This window comes from Bacillus cereus group sp. MG9, from assembly GCF_040459995.1.
In the GTDB taxonomy this organism is placed as follows: domain Bacteria; phylum Bacillota; class Bacilli; order Bacillales; family Bacillaceae_G; genus Bacillus_A; species Bacillus_A mycoides.
The window spans coordinates 3,537,576-3,562,818 of record NZ_JARVHC010000001.1 but is presented as its reverse complement, the minus strand read 5'-3'; the positions used below and the strand labels follow the sequence as shown (position 1 = coordinate 3,562,818).

The following is a 25,243-nucleotide window of genomic DNA, read 5'->3' as shown; positions in this document are numbered from 1 at the left end:
AGCTTTTTAACGTATTAGTGTAGATGTTTTCCACAATAACCCGACTACTTATAACAGATGTCTTTTACTATATTAATGTAGCATAGTTATGAGTTTGTTACAGGATGAGCTGTAGCAATCGGTAATTGGATATCGACAGTTGTTCCTATGTTTAATTCACTGGAAATGAATAATTTTCCGTGATGCTCTTGAATGATTTTATAGCACATCATTAAGCCAAGGCCAGTTCCTTTTTCTTTCAAGCTATAAAAAGGTTCGCCAAGACGAGCCATGCGCTCTTCAGGAATCCCACAACCTTCATCCATAATGCGTATTGAAACAAAATCATTTTCTAACGAAGCTGTTTGAATGAATATGTTACCACCATCAGGCATCGCCTCGATTGCATTTTTTAATATGTTAATCAAAACTTGTTTTAATTGATTACTGTCACATTGAATGTCAGAAATATAATCGAAATGATCCATGATGATATGAACGCTATGCATAATTGCTGTTGGTAAAATAAAAGTTACAACTTCTTCAATTAATGTTTGTACGTTGCATGTATGAATAGATAACACTTGTGGTTTAGACATCGCCATAAATTGGCTTGTTATAGATTCCATTTGTGAAATTTCACTCAACATAACGTCCACATACCATTTATTTTCCTCATTTATTTCTGGATGTAATAACGTTAAAAATCCTTTTAATGAAGTGAGCGGGTTTCTAATTTCATGGGCAATTCCAGCTGTCAGTTGTCCTACTACTGCAAGTTTTTCGGATTTTCGTAATAACTTTTCAGTTTCTTTTAGTTCGGTAACGTCTCTTCCCATCACTATAAGACCTTTGCGTGAGCCATCAGGATGGAAGAGTGGGACTTTTGAAATGCTTAAAACTAGGTCGAAATCATTTCTATGTATAATAAATTCCTCTCCGTGAAGAATTTGTCCTTTTTGCCATGTTAGTTCATCGACTTCTTCACAATGCAAAAAAGATTCGCGGTATGCTTCGTTATATTGAATGAGTTCATTATCTCTTTTTCCATGATAAGGAACGTTATGGAAATTGAAACAAGAAAGCGCATAGTCATTCGCTTCAAGCCAGCGTCCTTCATGATCCTTAAAAATAACAAATGCAGGCATTGAATTCATTAATGTGCGTAATCGTTTCTCACTCTCTTGTAATACTTTCTCAATTCTTTCTGATTTTTCAAGGGGTTTCATAATGGCGTATACACCTGTTAAACGGTTTTTAACAAAAATAGGAACTAATTTTGTTACGACATCTAGTAAATATCCGTCTTTATGATAAATAGAGACGATATACTCTTTTTGATTGTCAGCTGCAGCATTTTTTATGTATTGTAGCACTTGATCAGAAATATGTGCTTCTAAAATAGAAGTGATTGTTTTTCGCTCTAATTCGTTAGAAGTATAACCTAATATTCTTTCCGCAGAGGGGTTAATATGTAAAATAACTCCTTCTAAATTCAATGAAATAATACTATCAGGGTTATGTTCAAAAAGAGATGCATACATTTCTGCTAAAGAACGATTTTGTATATGGTTTCGCAAGCGCTCCGATACGTTTGGGTGACGCTTTTTTTGAGTAGATGAATGTTTTTTACGACTCATAATATTTCCTCCGTACAACTAGCATCTAAAAAAGATGAATCTAGTACTAACTATAATATAGGTGCAATGTGTATTTCTATAAAAAATGGAAATTATATAATAAATTTTCTTTTTTATTTTTAGTGGAAGGTAAAAAAGGGTAGTAATAAGAGAATCTTATATTGCTTTATTAATATTTTCTAAGTTACATGAATGTATTTTCGTTATAACATTAGAATAGAAGAGGGGGAAGGAATATGAAAAATTATATTCAAGGAATTGATCATGTACAAGTAGCGGCGCCAGTAGGATGTGAAGAAGAAGCACGAGAATTTTATGGTGATAAAATTGGTATGGAGGAAATCCCAAAGCCAGAGGAATTAAAGAAGCGTGGTGGGTGTTGGTTTAAGTGTGGAAATCAAGAGATTCATATCGGAGTTGAGCAAAATTTTAATCCAGCTAAAAAAGCGCATCCAGCTTTTTATGTTTTGAAAATTAATGAATTTAAACAAGGGTTAATAAAGCAAGGTATTGAAGTAATAGATGATCATGCGCGACCAGATGTAATCAGATTTTACGTGTCAGATCCGTTTGGAAATCGAATTGAATTTATGGAAAATAAAAACTAGGTGAAGGTCCACCTAGTTTTTTACACTTTTCTAAACAATCCTAATACTTCAACAGTCTCCGTAATATTAACGAATGCATGAGGATCAATTTCCGAAATCGTTAGTTTCATACTTGCTAATTCTTCACGTGAAACGACTGTCATAAGTACACGTTTTTTCTCGTTTGAATAAGCACCTTCACCATCAAGTAACGTAATTCCACGTACTACAGTTGAAAGAAGCTTTTTTTTCATTTCTTCTGCTTGATTTGTTACAATCATAAGTGTAACTTTACGATGTTTCGTATGAACGGCATCAATTACTTTACCAGTTACATAAATTGAAAGTAAGCTTGTAAGGGCAACATCCCAAGTGAAGAAAAATCCTGCAATGACAACAACAACAGTATTTAATGCAATAAGGAATCCACCAAGTTTAATATCTCGCTTACGAGATAACAACATACCGATAATATCAAATCCACCAGTTGAACCATGGCAGTTAAAGACAAGACCGATACCAGCTCCGGCGATGACACCGCCAAATACAGATGATAAAAGTGGATCTGTTGCTACGACTTTTACTGGAACATAGTATAATGCAACAGATAATACAATTACAGAAACAACCGTGTTAAAAATTACTTTTTTTCCAAGACCTATGTATCCTAAAATAAGGATAGGTAAGTTCAATACAAAGTTAATAATACCTGTGTTTACAGGGGTTACAATCCCTAAAATAATAGCAATTCCGCCAATTCCACTACTTAAAATTTTATGGGGGATAAGGAAAAGATTAAAGGCAATTGCGATAATAATAGAACCAAAAATAACACCAAGAAATCTGACCATCTCTTTTCCGTCCTTCACTAAATAATCATATTATTTCAAGATTATATATGAAATTGAAAGTTTTCGGGGAAAACAGTTTATTTCGGAAAATTAGATTAATCTAAATAGTTCGAGTATTTGAAAAAAATGGGAGGGATACAGATATGAAGATAACGACGTATCAACAGAAGAGTCCTTTAAAACAAGAGTGTGAGGATTCATCTTTTTGTAATGAAGATAAAATGATTTACGGTGTATGCGATGGAGCAACACCGTTAGTTCCATTTTGTGATGAAGAAGGACATAATGGAGCATACATCGCGTCACATTTATTTGCAAGTCATTTTACTTCGCTACGAGGGATCAATAGTTTACAAGATGAAGTTGCAAAGGCGAATGAATTATTGCAAAACAAGATGCTAGAGTACAAGGTTGATACGAGAAAAAAAGATCATCTGTGGTGTACATGTATTGCAGCAGTTCAAATAGAAGGCGATAAACTTGAATATGCACAATTAGGTGATTGTATGATCGTTGCAATACTTCAGGATGGAGCGATAAGAGTATTAACGAAAGATACGGTTCAAGGAATTAGTAAACGTGCAAAAAAGAAGAGAGAGGAAGATAGAGAAAAGGGATTACCTATACCTGAGGAACACGTTTTTCAAGATGTTCGGGAGCAGTTAAAATACAATCGCTATCTTGCAAATATGCCAAACGGCTACTCAGTTGCAAATGGGATGAAAGAAGCTATGGATTATTTACAATATGGTGAATTACAGGTAGCTGAAGTAAGTGGGGTTTTTATTTGTTCAGACGGATTGTTTCACCCAGAGTGGTCGTTAGAACAAACTGTAGCATATATAAGAAAGAATAGTATAAAAGAATATGTAGCAATCATTGAAAGGTTAGAAGGAGAAAATAGAATAAGACCAGATGATAAAACAGTTATTATGATCGATTTGTAAGAGGAGGATGTTCATATGGAAATTAAATGTGTAAATTTAACATTTCAAAATGAGTTAGTTCCTTTAGAAAAAGTAAATAAACTGATCATCCACCATACGTCAGAAGATGGCTGGGATGTGTATAAAACTCACGAATTTCATCAAAAGGTAAGAGGATGGAGCGGGATTGGTTACAATTATTTTATTGAAGAAGATGGAAGTGTAGTCGAAGGACGAGGTTTACATATTGGAGCACATGCGAAAGATAATAATAGTGATACAATTGGAATATGTATGACGGGGAATTTTGATAAATATGATCCAACTACTGCACAAATGAATTCATTATATTCTTTATGTAAAATATTTATGAAGCAGTTTGCCATAGAGAAAGGAAATATACTCGGCCATAGGGAGTTAGAAGGGGTTACAAAAACTTGTCCAGGAAATCGCTTTTCTATGGTAGAGTTAAGAAAAGTATTATCTTAAATATAGAGGAGTAACGAATGATGATGAACATAAAAATACCGACTGATAAAAAAGAAGAGCTTGTAGCACAAATTCAGCAATTTTTCGTTGAAGAAGATTTAGATGAAATTGGACGTTTCCAAGCAGAACGTTTAATAGAGGAAATGATTAAATTAGTTGGACCATTTGCATACAATCAAGCAATTGGAGATGCAAGAAAGCTTGTAAGTGAGAAATTAACGAATATTGAAGAAGATTTGTATGTGTTAGAGAAGAATGAAGGGAAGTAAAAAGAGCCAGATGGCTCTTTTTTTATTTGTTTTCTTTATGTTCTTTATATTCATGTACTTTTTCTTTTACATTACCGACAGTATCTTTAGCAGTGCCTTTCACCTTATCCCATTTTCCCTCGGCTTGTAATTTTTTATTGTCAGTTACTTTCCCGACAACTTCCTTTACTTCACCCTTTACCTTATCAATAGCACCTTCTACTTTTTCTTTTAAACCATGATCATGTTTAGTCATACATTTCTCCTCCTTGTAGTTTGAGTAGAATTCTCTTTTCATATTGCAAGTTGAATGATGTATCTAGTAATAGCGTAACAAATTTAGTTTGAATATTCAAATGAGTAACAGGATAGAAAGGTAATTGTCATAAAATGTATACATTCGTAATGGAAAGAAAAAGAAAGTTAATTATATGTCTTTCGCAGTCCATATTGATTTTGTATAAGCAATTTTCATATGGGCACGTTCCATATTATTTTGACTGCCGCTACCGAATCTTGCTTGTCCAACTATTAAATTGCAATTGGATGCAACAGCGGTCTCAATTCGTTTTTGAATTAATGCGGTATGACAACCTTTACGTTGAAATTCTGGCAAAGTAGCAGAAGCAGCTAATGAAGCAACACCTTTATTTATATAAAGTACCCCTATACTAGCAGGAGTGTTTTGAACTTCGGCTATGAAAAAATGCCATCCTGGTTTATTGTAAAGAATTTCATTATTTTGACGAACACCATATTTTGTAAAGGATGGAATATTAAATCCACGTACATAAATATCTGCAAAAGTATGAAACTCATTTTCTTTCAGTTTGCGTACTGAAATGTTAGAAGGGGGAAGCAAAAAATCTTGTCCCGGTATACTATATAAAGCGGTATGGAAGCTAGATTGGTAAAAGCCTTTTTGAGATAAGTATTGAAATAGTTCAGTTGTGCCTTGTGCTGGTGTAATTTCAAAACGGCAAGGGATTTGTAGTGATTGATAATAAGAGATGATTTCATCTATCTCATCTGTATTTGTAAAGGTAACGCCTTTTACTGTGTTAAAAGCAGGACCAGCAATTACTTTTGATGAAAAGGCAGTGGCACTCCCGAACTTTTTCGTTTGTACTTGCGTTGGGTTGCCGCTTATTGTTTGTAGTGCCTCTAATCTAGAAGAAAGCATATGTATTTCTGCGTTTTCAATTTCTTGTGCTGTATTGACTGTCATAATTGTACTCATACGATTCCTCCGTCAATTAATATAGTTCATAGTACATATACGATTTTTCTTCTGAGATTCCTGTTGAAATGTAAGAGAATAAGAGGTTTTTTGGAAGGGAAATGGAAGCGAACTGTCGAAGGGAGTGGAAACAGATTAAAGGTGGTGCTCTCATGAAACAGAAAGACGTGCAGACATGCTCTCATTGCGGTTCTCAAAACATAGGAGAAGGTGAGTTTATCGGTTATGCACAAATACGGAAAAAGGAAACGATGTTCACATCTTCACCAGTGGATGCTTATATTTGTACAGATTGCGGGAATATCCTTTCATTAAAGGTACGGAATTATGAAAGGTTTAAGCAGAAGCCGCTATGATTGTTGAGAAGTGGTCATATCCAGCGTTGTATACGAAACGTCTTATATTAAGGGAAATTAATATGAGTGATATTTTACATATATATGAGTATGCCTCAGATAAAGAAATGTCAACGTATACAGTATGGGATGCTCATCAATCGTTACATGACACACAAAAATATATAGAAGAAATTGTGAGTCAATATGAGAAAGAAAAAGTAGCTCCCCTTGGAATTGTATTAAGAGAGGAACAAAAACTCATAGGGACTTGTGGATTTATAAAATATGATGTAACTGAACATAAAGCGGAAATTGCATACGCCTTATCACGAAAATATTGGGGTAGAGGATTAGCTACCGAGGCGGCTTCAGCTTTTTTTAGCTATGGTTTTAATGAGTTACGTCTTAATAGTATTGAAGCAGGATGTAATTCAGAAAATGAAGCATCTGAAAAATTAATGAAACGTTTGAATATGGAATACGATTGTATAATTCAAAAGGATTTGTTCATTAAAGGTAAGTATCGTGATACGAAAAGGTATTGTATATCTAGGAAAAGATATATGAATCAATGAAATATTTTATATTGAAAACTCCTTTAAGTGAATAAGGGGGTTTTTGTTTTACATATAACAATAATTACCTTTAATTGTTATAATTGGTTATTGAGAAATATTGTTTTTCTTAATACCACAATCATAGAAGAAAACTAGCTAAATCGTATAGAAAACCGCTATATAACACAATCGCAACCGTAAGTTGACAAAGTGCAACCGCAGGAAGATAGAGATAGGGGCAATGTTTGCATACAATTTAGTTAAGAAAACAAAGGGGGACACACATATGGGATTTGGTGAAAAGCTTTTTAAATTAAGAAAGGAAAAGGGCCTTTCTCAAGAAGCATTAGCTGAGAAATTAAACACAACAAGGCAAGCAGTTAGTAAATGGGAAAACGGTCAAGGTTTTCCTGAAACCGAAAAACTAATAATGATTGGAAATGTATTTGAAGTATCTCTTGATTACTTATTAAAAGAAACTGCTGAACAAAGTAATGAAACTGAACATGGTTATTATGTAAGTAAGGAAATGGCAGAAGGGTATATAGTGTACGGACAAAAGATTTCAAAATATATCGCATTAGGATTTAGCTTGCTCATTTTATCGACAATACCGTATTTATTATTTAAAGAAAATGCAACAATGTCGACATTCCTTGTTATTATCATTGCTGTCCTTGGAATTGGAGCAATGATGGTACCTGTAACTATAGAAGAGAGTCGATACAATGTATTAAAAAAAGAAGAATTACTATTTGATCCAAACTTTTTAAAAGAATTGACAAAAAGATATGCGACTATTAAAAAGAAGTATGCTGCAGTAATGATCGTTGGATTTTGTTTTATAGCAGCAGGAGCGATACCATTTTTATTTGAGAAAAAGCATATCACTTCAGGAGAATTAGTGCAGTATTATCCGTACTGTGTTGTACTTATTGCTATTGGAGTCTATCTTTTTGTTCGTGTTGTAGGAGTGTGGGAGATGTATCGAATTTTAGTAGAAAATAAGGAATACAGTAATCGTTTTATTTTTAAAATGAAAAAGAAAGTAAGAAAAAAGGTAGATAGTTTATAAAAAATAAAAAACATGTTTCGAATCAATGTATTCAAAACATGTTTTTTATCGTTCTGAATTATTTCCAAAGAAATAATTCAGAAAATACAGAAAAAATATCGTAATCATTTGTAGAAGTCTGTTATAATAAACAAAAAATGAAAACGCTTTAAAGGGGGATATAACCAATATGATGATGAATGTACCGCTAACAATTAGTTCTATGATGGAAAGAGCAGAGAAACTGTTTTCGAAGAAAGAAATTGTTTCACGGACACATGATAAAGTTACGACGTTAACGTATAAGCAGTTAGGTGAAAGGACGAGAAGACTTTCAAGTGCGCTAAAAAAATTAGGAATTAAAGAAGGCGAGCGTATAGGAACGTTAGCGTGGAATCATCATCGACATGTGGAGGCGTATTTTGCTATTCCAGGTATTGCTTCCGTTTTACACACAATTAATATTCGTTTATCTCCTCAACATATTTCATACATTATTCAGCACGCAGAAGATCGAATTCTACTTATTGATGAAGATCTCGTACCACTTGTTGAAAATATTCAATCACAATTATCAACTGTACAAGCCTACATTATTATGACTGATAAAGACGAACTTCCAAAAACTACACTGGATCCTGTATATCATTATGAAAAGCTATTAGAAGAAGGCGATCCCAATTTCCAATTTGTAAAAGATATTGATGAAAATACACCTGCTGGTATGTGTTATACGTCAGCGACTACAGGGAATCCAAAAGGTGTTGTTTATACGCATCGTAGTACGGTTTTGCATTGTATGGCACTCGGTTTAGCCGATACAGCTGCTTTATCGGAAAGTGATGCGGCTATGGCAATTGTACCGATGTTCCATGTGAATGCTTGGGGGCTTCCTTTTGCAGCTACTTGGTTTGGAACTAAACAAGTTCTGCCAGGACCAATGTTTACTCCAAAAATTTTATTAGAGATGATTCAAGCTGAAAAAGTAACGATAGCAGCAGGTGTGCCGACAATTTGGCTCGGTGTATTACAAGAGTTAGAAAATAATAGTTACGATTTATCTAGTATAACGAGAATATTATGCGGTGGTGCTGCTGCACCGAAAAGCGTTATTAAAGCATTTGAGCAAAAATATAATGTTCCTTTCGTACATGCATATGGTATGACTGAAACAAGCCCGCTCGTAACACTTGCACGTTTAAAAAGTTATGAAACAGAATTATCATATGAAGAGCAATTAGAAATCCGCTCAAAACAAGGATATCTTGTCCCTGGTGTAGAGATGAAAGTAGTCGGTACAAACGGTGAAGTGAAGTGGGATGGTACTGAGATGGGAGAGTTATGTTTACGAGCACCTTGGATCGCTGAAAGCTATTATAACGATGATCGTACTGTCGAAGGATTCCGAGACGGTTGGTTATATACTGGTGATGTTGTTACAGTTGATGAGGAAGGCTGCGTGAAAATTGTTGATCGTACGAAAGATGTTATTAAAAGCGGAGGAGAATGGATTTCTTCAGTGGATCTTGAAAATGCTTTAATGGCACATGATGCTATATTTGAAGCGGCTGTCGTTGCAATTCCTCATCCGCAGTGGCAAGAACGCCCAGTTGCCTGTGTTGTTCAAAAGAAAAATAGTACGGTTACAAAAGAAGAAATATATGAGTTTTTAAAACCACAGTTTGCTAAATGGTGGTTACCGGACGATATTGTATTTATGGAGGAAATTCCGAAAACATCTGTTGGGAAGTTTTTAAAGCAGGCGCTTCGGAAAGAACTTGAGCATTTGCATAAAGAGAAATAATTGAATTTACGTTTGTAAACTTATATGGAGACAAGGTTGACAAACAGTAGATAGAAAGATAAGATAACTCCTATAATATGTTATCTAAAATCTAATTTAAGTTTACAAATAGGAGAAGCAAACATGAATACAAAAAACTTAGTTTTCGTCGCTTTATTTAGTTCTATTATGGGAGTGTTAGGGTTAATACCTCCAATTGCTCTTGCTATTACACCAGTTCCGATTACATTACAATCACTCGGTGTTATGCTTGCTGGTGGGTTGTTAGGCTCACGTCTTGGTGCGTTAAGTCAGCTTATTTTTTTACTTATAGTTGGAGTTGGAGCACCATTACTTGCTGGTGGACGCGGTGGTCCAGGCGTATTTGTTGGGCCAAGTGCAGGATATTTACTTGGTTATATCGTTGGAGCGTTTGTCATTGGTTATTTAATTGAGCGTTTACGTGAAGTTTCTATAATAAAGGTATTATGTATTAATATAATTGGTGGTATTTTCGTAGTTTATGTATTTGGTATTATTGTACAAGCTTTCTTTATGGATGTTTCTATATGGCAGACGATGAAAGTAAGTGCCGTATTTTTACCAGGTGATTGCATAAAAGCGACTATAGCAGCAATTCTTGTAACGAAATTACATCGTTCATTGAAACATATTATTACGCCTGCTTTGAAGAATAAAAAAATTACAAATGCAGGGTAAGAAAGGGTAAGAAAAAGGAGAAACACGTTACTTGCGTGTTTCTTTTTATTATTTTGTAAAGAAAGGACGTCTCATATGGGGATTACAAAAGAATATAAAAAGTATGCCTCTTTACAACCAAATAAAATAGCGATTAAAGAAAATGATAGAGTATTAACATATACAGAATGGTTGGAGTCAGTTTGTAAAGTAGCAAACTGGTTGAATGAAAAAGAATCGCAGAATAAAACGATAGCAATTGTATTAGAAAATAGTATGGAGTTTTTACAACTATTTGCTGGTGCTGCGATGGCTGGATGGGTTTGTGTGCCGTTAGATATAAAGTGGAAAGAGGATGAGCTCAAAGAAAGAATTGCAATTAGTAATCCGGATGTGATTGTGACAGAGCGATATAAGGTAAATGACCTACCGGATGAAGAAGGAAGAGTAATTGAAATTGATGAGTGGAAAAGAATGATAGAGAACTATCTTCCTACATATAATCCTGTAGAAAGTGTACAAAATGCTCCGTTTTATATGGGATTTACATCAGGATCGACTGGGAAGGCAAAAGCATTTTTACGTGCACAACAATCGTGGGTTCATAGTTTTGATTGCAATATACATGACTTTCATATGAAAAAAGAAGATTCTATTTTAATAGCTGGGACGCTCGTTCATTCTCTTTTCTTATACGGCGCAATAAGTGCATTGTTTTTAGGGCAAACGGTACACATAATGAGAAAGTTTGTACCAGTTCAAGTGCTATCTAGTATAAGGATAGAGAATATTTCTGTAATGTATACAGTTCCTACAATGCTTGAGTCTTTGTATAAAGAAAATAAAGTAATTGAAAGTGAAATGAAAATTATTTCGTCAGGAGCGAAATGGGAAGCTGAAGCAAAAGAGAAGATGAAGAATGTGTTTCCTTATGCAAAAAGATATGAGTTTTATGGTGCGTCTGAGCTAAGCTTTGTAACGGCATTGGTTGATGAAGAGAGTGAAAGAAAACCGAATTCAGTAGGGAAACCTTGTCATAATGTACAAGTTCGAATATGTAATGAAGCAGGAGAAGAAGTACAGACAGGTGAGATAGGAACTGTGTATGTGAAAAGTGATCAATTTTTTATGGGCTATGTATCGGATGGAGCTATAATCCCGCAATTGTCCGAAGGTGGCTGGATGACAGTGCAAGATGTGGGCTACCAAGATGAAGAAGGCTTTATATATATTGTTGGTAGGGAGAAGAATATGATTTTATTTGGAGGAATCAATATTTTCCCAGAAGAAATAGAAAGGGTATTACAGACACATCCAGCTGTTGAAGAAATAGTTGTGGTTGGTGTAGAAGATAGTTACTGGGGTGAAAAACCTGTCGCCATCGTAAAAGGAAGTGCTACGAGGCAACAATTAAAAAGTTTTTGCTTACAACGATTATCCTCGTTTAAAATACCGAAAGAATGGCATTTTGTAGATGAAATACCTTATACAAATAGCGGGAAAATCGCTCGTATTGCAGCAAAAAATATGATTAAAAACCGGGAGAAGATATATGAATAGAGCGGTTATTGTAGAAGCAAAAAGGACACCTATTGGTAAGGAAAATGGGATGTTGAAAGATTATGAAGTTCAGCAATTAGTAACGCCGCTTCTTACGTTTTTAAGTAAAGGAATTGAGAGAGAAATAGACGATGTCATATTAGGGAATATTGTGGGGCCGGGAGGGAATGTTGCAAGATTATCTGCTTTAGCGGCAGGACTTGGTTATCATATTCCTGGTGTAACGATTGATCGGCAATGTGGTGCCGGATTGGAAGCGATTCGCACCGCATGTCATTTCATTCAAGGCGGCGCAGGTAATTGTTATATTGCAGGAGGAGTAGAGAGTACAAGTACATCACTTTTTCAAAATAGAGCGCGATTTTCACCAGAAACAATTGGTGATCCTAATATGGGAGTGGCGGCTGAATATGTTGCAGAGCGCTATAATATAACACGAGAAATGCAAGACGAATACGCTTGTCTTAGTTATAAAAGGACACTGCAAGCAGTAGAAAATGGATATTTACAAGATGAAATACTTTCGTTTAATGGATCTTTTGACGAAGCTATAAAACGAGAAATGAATTATGAAAGAATGATTAAAAGAACAAAGCCCGCATTTTTGAAAAATGGTACAGTAACGGCAGGTAATTCGTGCGGTGTAAATGATGGAGCATGTGCTGTTCTTGTAATGGAAGAGGGGCAAGCCCGAAAATTAGGATACAAGCCTGTACTTCGTTTCGTTCGTAGTGCTGTAGTTGGCGTGGATCCAAATCTTCCAGGGACTGGTCCGATATTTGCGGTGAACAAATTATTAAACGAAATGAATATGAAAGTAGAGGACATCGATTATTTTGAAATAAATGAAGCATTTGCTTCGAAAATTGTTGCTTGTGCAAAGGAGTTACAAATTCCATATGAAAAGTTAAATGTAAATGGTGGTGCGATTGCGCTTGGTCATCCGTACGGTGCGTCTGGAGCTATGCTTGTGACACGTTTGTTTTATCAAGCACAAAGAGAGCATATGAAATATGGAATTACGACGTTAGGAATTGGTGGTGGAATAGGGCTTGCGCTATTATTTGAGAAAGTAGAAAACTAGAAAGGGACTAGTTTTCTACTTTTTGAGGAACATAAGCATTACTACCAGGTTTTGCTTTTATTTTGTTCCAAGCAGCGATAGCATCAGCTTTTGATTTTCCTTTATTATTTGGATCTTCGAAAAAATCGCGAGTAAAACGATTGTATTCAAACTGCGCGCTAATAGTTGTTTTATAAGTAGGGTCTTTTTTTTGTTCGTTTTCTTCATACCAAAACGTTATCGCGTCTTCATATGTTTTTCCAACATTCTCTTTAAAAAACTTTTGAAGTGCTACTGTAAAGCGGAAGTTTGCTCCGATTTTTTCTTTGAAAAAAGCACGAACATCTTCGCTGCAGCGGTGATTGTTAGTAATAATCGTTTGAAGAGAAAGGTCTTTATAAGAGAGGGAAGCTTTACTCACCTTTTGACCAGAGCTGTTTTTTAATATTTTACCAGTATGTAAATAATGTGAGATACGCTCGGTTATTTCAATCTTAGAGCCACTAGCTGGCAAACCATGCTCACGACAAAATGTTTGGAGTTCTGCTTTTAACCAATAATAGTTTTGGAAATCTTCAAGTGGTATAGAATTTGTTAAAGGTGGACGCATAGATGTAACAACTTCTTTCTTCCATAATTTTCTTTAATTATAAAACATACGTTCTTTTTGTGGAAGGATTAATTTGTAAATATAATGGGAAGAGGGGATTACATATGGAAAATGTAATGCAAGTTCGTGTTACGGGAATTTTAATTGAAGATGAAAAAGTATTGCTAGTAAAACAAAAAGTTGCTAATCGCAATTGGTCTTTACCTGGGGGAAGGGTAGAGAATGGTGAAACGTTAGAAGAAGCGATGATTCGAGAAATGAGAGAAGAAACAGGGTTAGAAGTTAAAATTAAGAAGCTACTCTATGTTTGTGATAAACCGGATGTTAGCCCTTCTTTATTGCATATTACGTTTCTGCTTGAAAGGATTGAAGGTGAAATTACGCTACCTTCTAACGAGTTTGATCATAATCCGATTCATGATGTGCAAATGGTAGGGATAGAGAAGCTAAGTAATTATGGGTTTTCAGAGGTTTTCATAAAACTTGTATCGGAGGGATTTCTGAATGCAGGGAGTTATCAAGGATTAAAACAAAATATTGGTTTGTAAACATAGGAGGAGGCTGTTATTGTGCAGCAGCCTCCTCTTATTCTATAAGTTGTGTTTATATTCGTATTTTGTCGGTGAATCGGTATTTCTTATAGAATCGTTGATATATTGCGAGTTGTGATAGATCTATTTGCAGAGTCGTTCATATAATTTCATTTACTGTACTACCGTGCACGAAGCAAAAAAGAGAAGTGGATGTCACACAGTTCAATGACATCCACTTCATAAAATAATCTACACTATAGATTGTAAAGAAGAAACAAGTTGATTTAAAAACTCATCCCCACTCATAATCGCTTTACCGCCGCCACGAGCACTCTTTTGATTTCCTCCGCCTTTTCCTTCAATAGAAGGAAGAGCATCTTTTAAAAGTGTATTCATATTTAGTGTAACCGCTTTACCACAAGCAAGGATGCATTGTAGTTTTTCTTCGTTTTCAATGACGAAGTATGTAATTGCATGTTCTTGTTGTTCTGTAATAATAGCAGACAGTTTTGCAATTTCTTGCATAGGGCGGTTTGTAAATACTTTAGAAATAAGTATTCCACCGTGTATTTCTGCAGGCTGTTGTAATAGTTCATTTGTTTCTGCAAATAATAATTTTTCATTCATTGTTTGTATTGTTTTTTCGTTTTCTTTTTGAGAAGCAAGAAGTTGTGCTACTTTTGCTGGAATATCAGTGTCGCTACTGTTCAATTGTTTAGAAACATCTTTCATAATTTGTTGCTGTTGTCCCATTAATTTAAGAGCGCGCCAACCAGCGATAAATGTTAAGCGTATACCACCTTTATTGCGCTCCCATCCTAGTACTTGAATAGGGCCTACTTCACCTGTATGTTTCGGGTGTGTTCCACCACAACCGTTGTAGTCATAGTTTTCGATGATAACAACCCGTATATTTTCTGTCATAGTTGGTTCTTTGCGAAGGGGTAATGCTTTGGCCTCTTCTAAGTTCATCCATTCAATACGAATAGGGTGGTTTTCAAAAACAATTTGATTAGCAATTTGTGCGGCCTTCTCAACAGTTTCTGTAGAAAGATTGGCAGTTTCTAAATCAATGGTTATAGTTTCTTTTCCAAGATGGAACCCGATCGTCGGTATGTTAAAGTGATCCCAAAAAGCAGCGGATAAAATGTGCTGAGCCGTATGTTGTTGCATATGGTCAAAACGACGTTGCCAATCTATTTTACCCTCTACTTCTTCCGTATGTAATTGTTCTATTATGAAATGACGAATTTCTCCATTTACTTCTTCAACGTTACTTACCGGAATACCATTTAAAGTTCCAGTGTCGTGTGGTTGTCCGCCGCCTGTTGGATAAAATGCAGTTTCATTTAAGACAACATATAAGTTTCCCTCTGTACAATAATCTTGCTTTATAACTTTAGTAGTAAAGTCTTTCTTATAAGCGTCGATGTAATATAATTTTTTCTCCAATTTTCTTTCCCCTTTCGTGTTAGCTAGTTTCATTGTAAAGCAATTGAAATTAGTTTCCTAATATTTCAGAAGAAAGAAACTATTTTTAGAATTTTCTTGCTATAATAAGAAGAAAATGCGGGGGGGAATGAAAATGCCATATGAAAACGGCGTAGATAAGTTGCTTAGTTTAAGCAGAAATATTTCCGAATTATATCGAGAATTAAATGAGATGACCCGGATTTTAACGGATTGTAATCGAGAAAGTGTGAAATTTGATCGGTTATATGTAAAGGAGTTACTTTGGAAAAAAGAAGATGTCATAGAGAAGTATGAACAATTACTCGTCCAGCTTTGTATTAATGAATGCTTTGATTTAAAAAGTGTAATTACTGGCGAATATAAGTATACATATGAAGAAGTAGAAAGCATTGTTTTAGAATTTAATGAAAAGTATAATGTAGCTATTTTGATTAAAGATGTTTGTAAAGAACTACAGTTTACATATGGAATTGATATGGAAATAACGAGAACAGCTCGGGTATAAACATCTCAAGTATAGAAAAAGGAAAAAGAAAGCAGATCCTTTGCTTTCTTTTTTTATGTAGGAAAAGGGAGAGTAGGTTTAAAGATGAAGGGGAAGTTACAGCATATTCATCCACTTGGAATGAGTATCATTATAGGGACATTATTTGCTAGGTTTGCAACTTCAATGAGCATTCCTTTTTTAGCGATTTATTTAACGACTGTTAAAGACGTATCGGCTGGAATGACCGGTGCTATCATTGGAACGAGTGCGCTTGTTGGAGTGTTTGCTAGTTTTATTGGAGGCAATTTATCGGATCGATTTGGTCGAAAGATGATTATAATATGGTCCATGATTGTTTGGGTGTTTGTATTTATAGGATTTTCAGTTGCAGATCATGTTTTTAGTTTCTTTCTATTAAACGCTTTGAATGGATTATGTCGTTCTTTTTTTGAACCGACATCAAGAGCTTTATTATCAGATTTAACGAAACCAGAGTATCGTTTACTCGTATATAATTTGCGTTACGGTGCAATAAATGTTGGAGTAGCGATGGGTCCACTTGTTGGATTACAGATTGGAAGTGCAAAATCAACGATTCCTTTTTTAGTAGCCGCTGGAGTGTACATTTTATATACAGTTATATTAGCGTTTCAATTTAAGAAATATCCACTTGATAAAAAGAAAGTAACTACAGAAAATCCGGTCACAATGTTAAGTGCGGTTCGGATTTTGCGAAAAGACATAGTATTTTTAGTTGCTTTAGTCGGAATCATTTTGAGTAATAGTGGTTTTTCACATTTAACGACGACACTATCTCAATATTTTGCAAACGCACATATATTTCAAGATGGAGTAAAGTTGTTCTCATATATGCTAACTTTAAATGCGATTACAGTAGTAGTTATTCAATACCCTGTTATTCAAATGTGTAAAAAGTATACGCCGTTAGCATCTATTATGGTTGGAACGTTATTTGTGAGCGGGGGATTGTTTGGATTTGGACTAGTAGAATCTATGTTAGGGGCTGCTATATGTACAATTATTTTTACATTCGGAGAAGTATTAATGTTTTCAATGACAGATGTATTTATTGATGAGATAGCTGTTTCACATTTGAAAGGGACATATTTTGGAGCTATGGGCTTTTCAGGAATTGGAGTAGTAATTGGTCCTTGGTTTGGCGGGATACTTCTCGATCATTATGGATATCAAAATGGCTTTATAGTATTTTTAATATTAGCTATATTTTCAAGCGTAGCGTTCCCAGTTCTTTTAGTGACAAAAGGTTTAATGAAAAAAAGATATATTAGAAATTCTAAAATAGAAATACATGCGAAATAACATGAGCCCGAGCAAACTAAAAGGTTGCTCGGGCTCATGTTTGTGTTTATAGTAATCCTTAATTTGAAAAAAGAACTTTCTTTTCATGTTTATTGGCAACTTCGTTTTTGGAAATATGAATGGCTAAATATCCATTCTCTAAACAGGCTAGCATCTTGTTATAAATGATATTAGTAGGTAAAGGAACAATCCGCTGTAAAGAAGTGTTTTTATAAAGTATACAAATGTTTAGGCCTGTCTCCATCTTTTTAATGAGTACATTTTGTGCAGTTGCATTTGGTACATCTGTTTCCAAAATGTATTCTTGTTCTGTTTCACAAAGGTCAATATGAATTTGATTTGGAAAACTAAAGTTACTACAAGAATCAGAACAAAATTGATCCATCCATTCTTCGAAACCATCAACATGAAAAAGACAATCCTTCTTTTTCTTGCCCATGAAAGACACCCTCCGTAAAATCTCAATTCATACTATGTTATGCATGAATGAAATAGAGGTGAAGAACAAATAGAAAAATATAAACATTTTATGTGAAAGATACAGTGTGTGTGAATGCTTTTGCTTTACATATCATGATGTGCATGATTTTTTTGACGTGAATGATTACGATTTTTAACTTTGTGAGATCCACTTAAAGGTTCGGGCTGTCCAGAAGATTGCCCTTTTTTCTCGTTTTGACGATTAGATTGATTATTGTTTTTACCCATTGTATTTTACACCTCCTCTCCCTATTTAGAATGAGAGAAGTTTGCGAATTTATACGAGAATGTTTTTTGAGAAACGGGTAAAGATAAGTAGGACTAACTCATATAGGAAGGTGAAAGTGTTATGCCATATCATAAAGATAAGCAACAGGCTTTTCAGGCCGCGCAGCAAGGGGTCGTTCAAGCGGAAAATATATTCAATAATATTGTGAAAAATGACCCGAATTACGGCCATGATTTAAAAGAGTTACGCCAAGAAGTGCAAGAGGCGTACGAACAGATTCAAAATGCACTTGAAGTAGCATCAGAAACGCAGCGTCCACAACTTGAGCAATATGAAAGTAATCTCCAAAATATTATGCGAAATGTAGATCAAATAGAAAAGTGAAAAAGGTTGTTGTGAATTCAACAACCTCATTACTTTTAGTGCTACTATGCTGAAACGAAAAATTATTCTATCAATTTTTTCTTTAATTTGTGCAGTACATATATTTCAAGTGGACAAAGTGGAAGCTAAAATGTTGTTAAGAAAAGAGCTAGAGCCAACTGGCTATGTAACATGGGAAGTGCCAAATAATGAAAAAATTATCGCAATTACATTTGATGATGGACCGGACCCAACTTATACACCGCAAGTATTAGAGTTATTACGTCAATATAAAGCGGAAGCGACTTTTTTTATGATTGGCTTTCGAGTTCAGCGTAATCCGTACTTAGTAAAGCAAGTGTTGAAAGAAGGGCATGAAATCGGAAATCATACGATGAATCATTTGTATGCGAGTAATTCATCAGATGAAAAATTAGAACATGATATTTTAAATGGAAAGAAATATTTTGAAAAATGGGTGAAAGAACCTTTATTGTTCCGTCCACCAGGTGGATATATTAATGATGCTGTATTTACTACGGCAAAAAGAGCTGGGTATCAAATTGTTCTATGGTCATGGCATCAAGACCCTCGTGATTGGGCGAATCCAGGTACAGAATCCATAGTAAATCATGTTGTGAAAAATGCTAAAAGTGGAGATATTGTACTGTTGCACGATGGAGGAAGTGATCGTAGTCAAACAGTGGCGGCATTAGCAAAAATTTTACCTGAGCTGAAAAAGCAGGGTTATCGATTTGTAACAGTTTCGGAGTTGTTACGTTATAAACATTAGAGAAAATCCCAAAAGGTATACCTTTTGGGATTTTTCGTTACTGATTCTTTTTTCGTTTCTTATTATTTTGTCGCTCTGCCGGAGTTAAAGGTTCATTTGCGAACTCTTCATTATAGCCAGTTCCTTGCCCTTGGGCGGATGCAGCATTCATTCCTGAAATAATATGATTGGCTTTTCGTTTACCCATTTTTCTCACCTCTATAATGTTTTTTATAGACGAACTATGAGTCGTTCATAGCATATATGAACGTAAAGTAAAACGCTGAAAGAGTGCTTTACTTTATAGTAATAGTATTAATAAAGAGCATGGACACTATTCAAATTTAGAAAGATAAAGAAAACTTATGATAATCCATAAGTTTCTTATTATTTACTTATTTAGAAAGTTGTAATAAGATATTATCGTAAGGTATTGAAAAGTTTGTCTACATTTTATATTCAGACAAATTAGTCACGTTTAACAGGGGGGAAACATAATGGTCAAACATAATCCATTTCAATCACGTGCAACTTTTGAACTAGATGGAAAGACGTATCATTATTATCAATTGAAAGCGCTTGAAAACGCAGGGGTTGGCAACGTATCTCAATTACCATATTCCGTGAAAGTTTTACTTGAATCTGTACTTCGTCAAGTAGACGGACGCGTAATTACAGAAGAACACGTTACAAATTTAGCGAAATGGGGAACGAAAGATGTTCAAGATATCGATGTTCCGTTTAAACCATCTCGCGTAATCTTACAAGACTTCACAGGTGTTCCAGCTGTTGTAGATTTGGCTTCGCTTCGTAAAGCAATGGCAGATATGGGCGGAGATCCTGATAAAATTAATCCAGAAATTACTGTAGACCTTGTAATTGACCACTCTGTACAGGTTGATAGAGCGGGTACAGCGGACTCGCTTGCATTCAACATGGACTTAGAGTTTAAACGTAATGAAGAACGTTATAAATTTTTAAGCTGGGCACAGAAATCATTTGATAACTACCGTGCAGTTCCACCAGCAACAGGTATTGTACACCAAGTAAATCTTGAATATTTGGCACCGGTTGTTCATGCGGTGAAAAATGCTGAAGGTGACTTAGTTGCATACCCAGATTCATTAGTTGGAACTGACTCACATACAACAATGATTAATGGTATTGGTGTTCTTGGATGGGGCGTTGGTGGTATTGAAGCAGAAGCAGGAATGCTTGGACAGCCTTCATATTTCCCAGTACCTGAAGTAATCGGTGTGAAATTAACTGGTACACTTCCAAGTGGTACAACAGCAACTGATGTTGCATTAAAAGTAACACAAGTGTTACGTCAAAAAGGTGTAGTTGGTAAATTTGTTGAGTTCTTCGGTAGTGGACTAAAGAGCATGCCTTTAGCTGACCGTGCAACAATTTCAAATATGGCACCAGAATACGGTGCAACTTGTGGATTCTTCCCAATCGACGATATTTCATTAGAATACTTACGTTTAACAGGTAGAGATGAAGAGCAAATTCGCGTTGTTGAAGAATATTGTAAAGCAAACGGTTTATTCTATACAGCAGATAGTAAAGATCCAATCTATACTGATCTTGTTGAAATTGATTTAAATACAATCGAATCTAACCTTTCTGGACCGAAACGTCCGCAAGATTTAATCCCGCTTTCAGATATGAAAGAGGAGTTCCATAAAGCTGTTGTAGCACCAGTTGGAACACAAGGACTTGGATTCAATGAGCAAGAGTTTGATAAAGAAGTGAAAGTTACATTGAAAGATCAAGAAGTAACGATGAAAACAGGTGGAATTGCAATCGCTGCAATTACAAGCTGTACAAATACGTCAAATCCGTACGTGTTAATTGGAGCAGGGTTAGTTGCGAAGAAAGCAATTGAAAAAGGACTTAAAGTACCTGGTTACGTAAAAACATCGTTAGCACCAGGATCTAAAGTTGTTACAGAGTACTTAGATAAGTCTGGTTTAACAACGTATTTAGATCAATTAGGTTTCCAAACAGTTGGTTACGGCTGTACGACTTGTATCGGTAACTCTGGTCCATTAGCAGAGGAATTAGAAGAAGCAATCGCAGCAAATGATTTATTAGTAACATCTGTTCTATCTGGTAACCGTAACTTTGAAGGTCGTATTCATCCACTTGTAAAAGCAAACTACTTAGCATCACCACCACTTGTTGTGGCATATGCACTTGCAGGTACTGTTGATATTGACCTGAAAAATGATGAAATCGGTAAAGATGTAAATGGTAATGCTGTTTACTTTAATGATATTTGGCCATCAGCTAAAGAAATTGAAGATGTAGTTCAAAGTGTTGTTACATCTGAATTGTTCAAAAAAGAATATGCACAAGTATTTAACAGTAATGAGCGCTGGAATGAAATCCAAACTTCAAATGAAGCTTTATATACTTGGGATAATGATTCAACATACATTCAAAACCCACCGTTCTTCGAAGGATTATCTAAAGAGCCAGGTGAAGTTGAAACGTTATCAGGTTTACGCATAGTTGGTAAATTTGGTGATTCTGTAACAACAGACCACATTTCACCAGCAGGTTCAATTGGTAAGCACACGCCAGCTGGACGTTATTTACTAGAAAACGGCGTACAACCAGTCGACTTTAACTCTTACGGTTCTCGTCGTGGTAACCATGAAGTTATGATGCGTGGTACATTTGCAAACATCCGTATTAAAAACCAAATCGCACCAGGAACAGAAGGCGGATATACAACATATTGGCCAACTGGTGAAGTAACATCTATCTATGATGCTGCGATGAAATATAAAGAAGATGGCACAGGCCTTCTAGTTGTTGCTGGTAAAGACTACGGTATGGGAAGTTCTCGTGACTGGGCTGCGAAAGGTACAAACTTATTAGGTATTAAAGCAGTAATCGCAGAAAGCTTCGAGCGTATTCACCGCAGTAACTTAGTGTTAATGGGCGTATTACCATTACAATTTAAAGATGGCGACAGTGCTGAAACATTAGGTCTTGTTGGTGACGAGTCATTTGAAATTCAAATTGACAAAACGGTTAGACCACGCGATCTTGTAAAAGTAGTTGCAATCGATGCAGAAGGAAAAGAGAAGCAATTTGAAGTAGTAGCTCGTTTCGATAGTGAAGTTGAAATTGACTACTACCGTCACGGTGGTATCTTGCAAATGGTTCTTCGTTCGAAAATCGAAGAGTCTAAAGTGTCAAACTAAATAATTGAAATGAATGATAAGGAAGCTAACATTTGTTAGCTTCCTTACTTTATGTACAGAGGGAAAGGGATGAAACCATTTGGTTTCATCCCTTTCCTTTTATTATGCAAAATTGGGGGAATGACAATGAATGAGTATAGAAGAATAATGTTGCCGCTGTTGCAAGAAAAGCTATTGCTAATTAGTGCGATTTGTAGCGGAATAGTAGCTGCCATTTTAAATTTATCCCGTCCGCTATTTATGGGGCTAATTGTAGATAACCTTATTCAGCGGGAGTTAAAAGGTACGTATGTATATATTGCTTTGTTTGCGGGGAGCCGCTTTTTGATGTGGGTGAACAATCTGTTATTTGATTATGTAAGCTCAAAAGTAAGTCAGCGAATATTACGAGAGAAGCGTATAGATGTATTACGTCATTTTTTCTTATTACCATTTGAAGAAAGTGAGAAGGTAAAACAAGGGGAGTTAGAAACATTAGTCGTTTCTGATATTCCGAATTGGATAAGGTTATATGGATCTATATTAATAGAATACATCCACGCCATTGCACAATTTATTGGTGCGCTCATAGCGCTACAACATATAGATATACAGTTCATATGGTGGGTAGCGCCGTTTTTATTTTTCAGTGCAATTGTTCCAATGCTTATGGGGGGAAAAGTAAGAAATATTGCAAGTATTGCTCAAAAAAATCAATCAAGTGTTGTAGAGATGATGTCACAGTTTGTAAAAGGTATACAAGATTTACGTAGTTTACAAAAAGAAAAATGGGCAATTCATTTGTTTAAAGGAGTGACGGCACAATCTTATAAAACTGAAGTAAGGAAGACGATGATACAACATTGTATTGGGATAGTTGGAACGGTAATAGAAACAGGAGCATATATAGTTGTTCTTATTATAGGAGCAAAAAAAATAATAAAAGGGGATATGGAAGTCGGTTCGCTTGTGGCGGTATTAGCTACAATTGAGATGTTATTTTTCCCCGTTCGTTATGCGAGTGATTTATTGATGATGACACAAGTTGCTATTGCTTCGGCAAATCGAGTTTTTGGCTTTTTAGATATACCGGCTGAATACAGAAATGTAGAAAGAGCGATGGGAATGAAATTAACAAACGTTTCATTTCAAGAGAACGGTGAAGAGAGATGTAGAATTAAAAATATACATTTGCAAATTAATCCTGGCGAACTCGTTATTATTGTGGGGGAAAGTGGTGCAGGAAAAACGACGCTTTTAAAATTAATCACGGGTTTATATAAACCATCTAATGGTAGTATTGCTTATTACGGTAATAAAGCTCGTATGACTACCATATGGCAGGAACCTCGTTTTTTTCGGACGACAGTAAAAGAGAATATGTATTTTGGGGAAGGGGTCTTAGAGAAACAGTTAGAAAAAAATATTGAACTTGTAAATGCGAAGTCAATTATTAGGAGTTTATCTAAAGGGATTCAGACTGTACTACATAAAAGCGGTGAAGAGTTTTCGGGAGGAGAGAGAAAGCGTCTTGCGTTATTGCGAGCGATTGTATCAAATCCGAATCTCATTATTCTAGATGAACCGACTGCGGGATTAGATCTGAGCAATCAAGAAGTGGTTTGGAATATGCTTAAAGGGCTAGGGGGGAATGTAACGAGAATTGTGACGACACATGATGTTGAGAGGGCGATGATAGCGGATCGAGTTGTGGTCATGAAGAATGGAATTGTTGTGGAATGCGGGGATCCTAGAGAATTATTAACGTGTAAGTCATTGTTTAAAGAGATGCTAATAAAAAGATAAGAGCTATATAGCGCTCTTATCTTTATTCACTCTTATTAAGTTGATACGTATAAGACTCAGTATCGTTAGTGCTAAACTCTTTGACTAGAGTAAGTTGATTTGTATCCGGATTATATTTGAAAATTTTGACCGTACGTTCGCTACTTAGTGATGGATTATATTCTTGAATAGCAAATGTATTTTCAGCAATCTGTGTCATATTACTGGTTGAAACGTTTTCTACGGCATCATGATTTGTAGAAATTTCAACAACTCTTTCACCGTTGAAAAATAAAAGAACGATTACTAAAACAACTAAACATAGTCGTATATAGCGAAGTTCTTTACTTATAGGATGTTCTCCCAAAATAATCATCCTTTCTATAATTATTGTATAGTAGTGGTGGTGATAGTCATTGTGAAGAAAGTAAGAATACCGAGGCCGGCTAAAAGGATAAATGAGATTAAAGCGATAAAGAGACAAATACGTCCAACTTGCTTTTTTTCAGGATCTTTACTGAAGAGCGAGATGATCCAAGTGATAATCCCGATTGGGGAAAATATAAAACTAAGAATATATAATAGTATTTTTTTTAATAAATTCATAAAAATCCCCCTTTTTGAAAGTGCTACATGTGCAATTTTCTTCGTATTAGCGCTGCCGTTATGTAGGAAAGTACAGAATAAACAGAACTATAAACAATCCAAGCGTCTAAGTTTTGTAAAGCTAGGTGTATATCAAATCCCGAGACGATAATGAAAAATATAAGTGGAACAGTAAAAGAAATAATAATTACAGCCCATTTGAATTTGTATAGTAAGGCGCTAAAAAAATACATAGTAACGGTAAAGTGAAGAAAACAAAAGTAAAAGGGTTGATAAGTAATTGTAAAATACATATCACCTCGCAGGTTTTGTATTTATTTCTAATTATATGATAAAAAGGTAAATATTTC

The 25,243-nt window shown here is 35.2% G+C and carries 29 protein-coding genes; 18 read left to right on the top strand and 11 right to left on the bottom strand.

What is annotated here, in order from left to right:
• Nucleotides 1-86 precede the first annotated feature (86 nt).
• Nucleotides 87-1,619 carry a BA3702 family sensor histidine kinase gene (locus tag QCI77_RS18225; RefSeq protein ID WP_113769579.1) on the bottom strand — a complete coding sequence of 511 codons (1,533 nt, stop codon included), beginning with the start codon at nucleotides 1,617-1,619 and terminating at the stop codon, nucleotides 87-89.
• 236 nt (nucleotides 1,620-1,855) lie between these two features.
• Here QCI77_RS18225 and QCI77_RS18220 point away from each other — a divergent pair, with 236 nt between their 5' ends.
• Nucleotides 1,856-2,227 carry a VOC family protein gene (locus QCI77_RS18220; protein WP_353825323.1) on the top strand — a complete coding sequence of 124 codons (372 nt, stop codon included), beginning with the start codon at nucleotides 1,856-1,858 and terminating at the stop codon, nucleotides 2,225-2,227.
• 20 nt (nucleotides 2,228-2,247) lie between these two features.
• Here QCI77_RS18220 and QCI77_RS18215 read toward each other — a convergent pair whose 3' ends face one another.
• Nucleotides 2,248-3,057: a YitT family protein gene (locus tag QCI77_RS18215; RefSeq protein ID WP_000251329.1), complete on the bottom strand. Its 810-nt coding sequence runs from the start codon at nucleotides 3,055-3,057 to the stop codon at nucleotides 2,248-2,250.
• A 143-nt stretch (nucleotides 3,058-3,200) separates the two neighbouring features.
• Between QCI77_RS18215 and QCI77_RS18210 the strand changes: the two genes are divergently transcribed.
• The 3 genes from QCI77_RS18210 to QCI77_RS18200 are packed head-to-tail and all read left to right on the top strand — an operon-like array spanning nucleotide 3,201 to nucleotide 4,741.
• Nucleotides 3,201-4,004, top strand: a complete 804-nt coding sequence (locus QCI77_RS18210) for a protein phosphatase 2C domain-containing protein (protein WP_060750818.1) — start codon at nucleotides 3,201-3,203, stop codon at nucleotides 4,002-4,004.
• 15 nt (nucleotides 4,005-4,019) lie between these two features.
• Complete coding sequence (locus tag QCI77_RS18205; RefSeq protein WP_060750817.1) at nucleotides 4,020-4,472, top strand: peptidoglycan recognition protein family protein; 453 nt, start codon at nucleotides 4,020-4,022, stop codon at nucleotides 4,470-4,472.
• Nucleotides 4,473-4,489: 17 nt separating this feature from the next.
• Nucleotides 4,490-4,741: a DUF2164 domain-containing protein gene (locus tag QCI77_RS18200; protein ID WP_002087817.1), complete on the top strand. Its 252-nt coding sequence runs from the start codon at nucleotides 4,490-4,492 to the stop codon at nucleotides 4,739-4,741.
• Between the two features lie 22 nt (nucleotides 4,742-4,763).
• Here the strand turns inward: QCI77_RS18200 and QCI77_RS18195 are convergent, their stop codons facing one another.
• Nucleotides 4,764-4,976 carry a CsbD family protein gene (locus tag QCI77_RS18195; protein WP_000160409.1) on the bottom strand — a complete coding sequence of 71 codons (213 nt, stop codon included), beginning with the start codon at nucleotides 4,974-4,976 and terminating at the stop codon, nucleotides 4,764-4,766.
• A 171-nt stretch (nucleotides 4,977-5,147) separates the two neighbouring features.
• Nucleotides 5,148-5,960: a GNAT family N-acetyltransferase gene (locus QCI77_RS18190; protein WP_353825322.1), complete on the bottom strand. Its 813-nt coding sequence runs from the start codon at nucleotides 5,958-5,960 to the stop codon at nucleotides 5,148-5,150.
• A gap of 152 nt (nucleotides 5,961-6,112) precedes the next feature.
• Here QCI77_RS18190 and QCI77_RS18185 point away from each other — a divergent pair, with 152 nt between their 5' ends.
• The 7 genes from QCI77_RS18185 to QCI77_RS18155 all read left to right on the top strand — a co-directional run bounded on the left by QCI77_RS18185 (nucleotide 6,113) and on the right by QCI77_RS18155 (nucleotide 13,035).
• Nucleotides 6,113-6,316: a hypothetical protein gene (locus QCI77_RS18185; protein WP_033708017.1), complete on the top strand. Its 204-nt coding sequence runs from the start codon at nucleotides 6,113-6,115 to the stop codon at nucleotides 6,314-6,316.
• The gene (locus tag QCI77_RS18180; RefSeq protein WP_353825321.1) at nucleotides 6,313-6,873 is read left to right on the top strand and encodes a GNAT family N-acetyltransferase; all 561 of its coding nucleotides are present in this window, start codon (nucleotides 6,313-6,315) and stop codon (nucleotides 6,871-6,873) included. Before QCI77_RS18185 ends, QCI77_RS18180 begins: the two co-directional genes overlap by 4 nt.
• Before the next feature lie 268 nt (nucleotides 6,874-7,141).
• On the top strand, nucleotides 7,142-7,930 hold the full coding sequence (locus QCI77_RS18175) for a helix-turn-helix domain-containing protein (RefSeq protein ID WP_131245310.1): 789 nt from the start codon (nucleotides 7,142-7,144) through the stop codon (nucleotides 7,928-7,930).
• Between the two features lie 169 nt (nucleotides 7,931-8,099).
• Nucleotides 8,100-9,713, top strand: a complete 1,614-nt coding sequence (locus tag QCI77_RS18170; RefSeq protein WP_353825320.1) for a long-chain fatty acid--CoA ligase — start codon at nucleotides 8,100-8,102, stop codon at nucleotides 9,711-9,713.
• A 123-nt stretch (nucleotides 9,714-9,836) separates the two neighbouring features.
• Nucleotides 9,837-10,412: a biotin transporter BioY gene (locus tag QCI77_RS18165; protein ID WP_060750813.1), complete on the top strand. Its 576-nt coding sequence runs from the start codon at nucleotides 9,837-9,839 to the stop codon at nucleotides 10,410-10,412.
• A 75-nt stretch (nucleotides 10,413-10,487) separates the two neighbouring features.
• The gene (locus QCI77_RS18160; RefSeq protein WP_060750812.1) at nucleotides 10,488-11,951 is read left to right on the top strand and encodes an acyl-CoA synthetase; all 1,464 of its coding nucleotides are present in this window, start codon (nucleotides 10,488-10,490) and stop codon (nucleotides 11,949-11,951) included.
• Complete coding sequence (locus QCI77_RS18155) at nucleotides 11,944-13,035, top strand: acetyl-CoA C-acyltransferase (RefSeq protein ID WP_353825319.1); 1,092 nt, start codon at nucleotides 11,944-11,946, stop codon at nucleotides 13,033-13,035. Before QCI77_RS18160 ends, QCI77_RS18155 begins: the two co-directional genes overlap by 8 nt.
• 7 nt (nucleotides 13,036-13,042) lie before the next feature.
• Here the strand turns inward: QCI77_RS18155 and QCI77_RS18150 are convergent, their stop codons facing one another.
• Entirely contained in the window at nucleotides 13,043-13,624 is a 582-nt protein-coding gene (locus QCI77_RS18150) for a DUF6434 domain-containing protein (protein WP_060750810.1), read from the bottom strand.
• 104 nt (nucleotides 13,625-13,728) lie between these two features.
• Between QCI77_RS18150 and QCI77_RS18145 the strand changes: the two genes are divergently transcribed.
• Nucleotides 13,729-14,172 (top strand): NUDIX hydrolase, encoded by a 444-nt coding sequence (locus tag QCI77_RS18145; protein ID WP_353825318.1) that lies wholly within the window; start codon nucleotides 13,729-13,731, stop codon nucleotides 14,170-14,172.
• 234 nt (nucleotides 14,173-14,406) lie between these two features.
• On the opposite strand, the gene QCI77_RS18140 is transcribed toward QCI77_RS18145, so the two are convergent.
• Nucleotides 14,407-15,609, bottom strand: a complete 1,203-nt coding sequence (locus QCI77_RS18140; RefSeq protein WP_353825317.1) for an alanyl-tRNA editing protein — start codon at nucleotides 15,607-15,609, stop codon at nucleotides 14,407-14,409.
• Between the two features lie 133 nt (nucleotides 15,610-15,742).
• Between QCI77_RS18140 and QCI77_RS18135 the strand changes: the two genes are divergently transcribed.
• Together QCI77_RS18135 and QCI77_RS18130 are read left to right on the top strand one after the other, a co-directional pair.
• Nucleotides 15,743-16,135: a hypothetical protein gene (locus QCI77_RS18135; protein ID WP_002137716.1), complete on the top strand. Its 393-nt coding sequence runs from the start codon at nucleotides 15,743-15,745 to the stop codon at nucleotides 16,133-16,135.
• Nucleotides 16,136-16,219: 84 nt separating this feature from the next.
• Nucleotides 16,220-17,458 (top strand): MDR family MFS transporter, encoded by a 1,239-nt coding sequence (locus QCI77_RS18130; RefSeq protein WP_113769588.1) that lies wholly within the window; start codon nucleotides 16,220-16,222, stop codon nucleotides 17,456-17,458.
• 58 nt (nucleotides 17,459-17,516) lie between these two features.
• On the opposite strand, the gene QCI77_RS18125 is transcribed toward QCI77_RS18130, so the two are convergent.
• Together QCI77_RS18125 and QCI77_RS18120 are read right to left on the bottom strand one after the other, a co-directional pair.
• A complete protein-coding gene (locus QCI77_RS18125) occupies nucleotides 17,517-17,897 on the bottom strand; it encodes an Hsp20/alpha crystallin family protein (protein WP_002087791.1) in 381 nt (126 codons plus the stop codon).
• Nucleotides 17,898-18,022: 125 nt separating this feature from the next.
• Nucleotides 18,023-18,166 carry a small acid-soluble spore protein P gene (locus tag QCI77_RS18120; protein ID WP_002014281.1) on the bottom strand — a complete coding sequence of 48 codons (144 nt, stop codon included), beginning with the start codon at nucleotides 18,164-18,166 and terminating at the stop codon, nucleotides 18,023-18,025.
• Nucleotides 18,167-18,287: 121 nt separating this feature from the next.
• On the opposite strand from QCI77_RS18120, the gene QCI77_RS18115 reads away from it, so the two are divergent.
• Both QCI77_RS18115 and pdaB read left to right on the top strand, forming a co-directional pair.
• On the top strand, nucleotides 18,288-18,551 hold the full coding sequence (locus QCI77_RS18115; RefSeq protein WP_002014282.1) for a hypothetical protein: 264 nt from the start codon (nucleotides 18,288-18,290) through the stop codon (nucleotides 18,549-18,551).
• 46 nt (nucleotides 18,552-18,597) lie between these two features.
• Nucleotides 18,598-19,323, top strand: coding sequence for a polysaccharide deacetylase family sporulation protein PdaB (pdaB, locus tag QCI77_RS18110; RefSeq protein WP_080019777.1), 726 nt, complete (start codon nucleotides 18,598-18,600; stop codon nucleotides 19,321-19,323).
• Nucleotides 19,324-19,360: 37 nt separating this feature from the next.
• On the opposite strand, the gene sspO is transcribed toward pdaB, so the two are convergent.
• Entirely contained in the window at nucleotides 19,361-19,510 is a 150-nt protein-coding gene (gene sspO / locus QCI77_RS18105; protein ID WP_002033549.1) for a small acid-soluble spore protein O, read from the bottom strand.
• Nucleotides 19,511-19,799: 289 nt separating this feature from the next.
• Here sspO and acnA point away from each other — a divergent pair, with 289 nt between their 5' ends.
• The gene (gene acnA / locus QCI77_RS18100) at nucleotides 19,800-22,523 is read left to right on the top strand and encodes an aconitate hydratase AcnA (RefSeq protein ID WP_088031057.1); all 2,724 of its coding nucleotides are present in this window, start codon (nucleotides 19,800-19,802) and stop codon (nucleotides 22,521-22,523) included.
• Nucleotides 22,524-22,592: 69 nt separating this feature from the next.
• Entirely contained in the window at nucleotides 22,593-24,308 is a 1,716-nt protein-coding gene (locus tag QCI77_RS18095) for an ABC transporter ATP-binding protein (protein ID WP_113769590.1), read from the top strand.
• Nucleotides 24,309-24,330: 22 nt separating this feature from the next.
• Here QCI77_RS18095 and QCI77_RS18090 read toward each other — a convergent pair whose 3' ends face one another.
• Nucleotides 24,331-24,663 carry a YmzC family protein gene (locus tag QCI77_RS18090; RefSeq protein ID WP_080019310.1) on the bottom strand — a complete coding sequence of 111 codons (333 nt, stop codon included), beginning with the start codon at nucleotides 24,661-24,663 and terminating at the stop codon, nucleotides 24,331-24,333.
• 11 nt (nucleotides 24,664-24,674) lie between these two features.
• Nucleotides 24,675-24,893: a hypothetical protein gene (locus QCI77_RS18085; protein ID WP_113769591.1), complete on the bottom strand. Its 219-nt coding sequence runs from the start codon at nucleotides 24,891-24,893 to the stop codon at nucleotides 24,675-24,677.
• Nucleotides 24,894-25,243 lie beyond the last annotated feature (350 nt).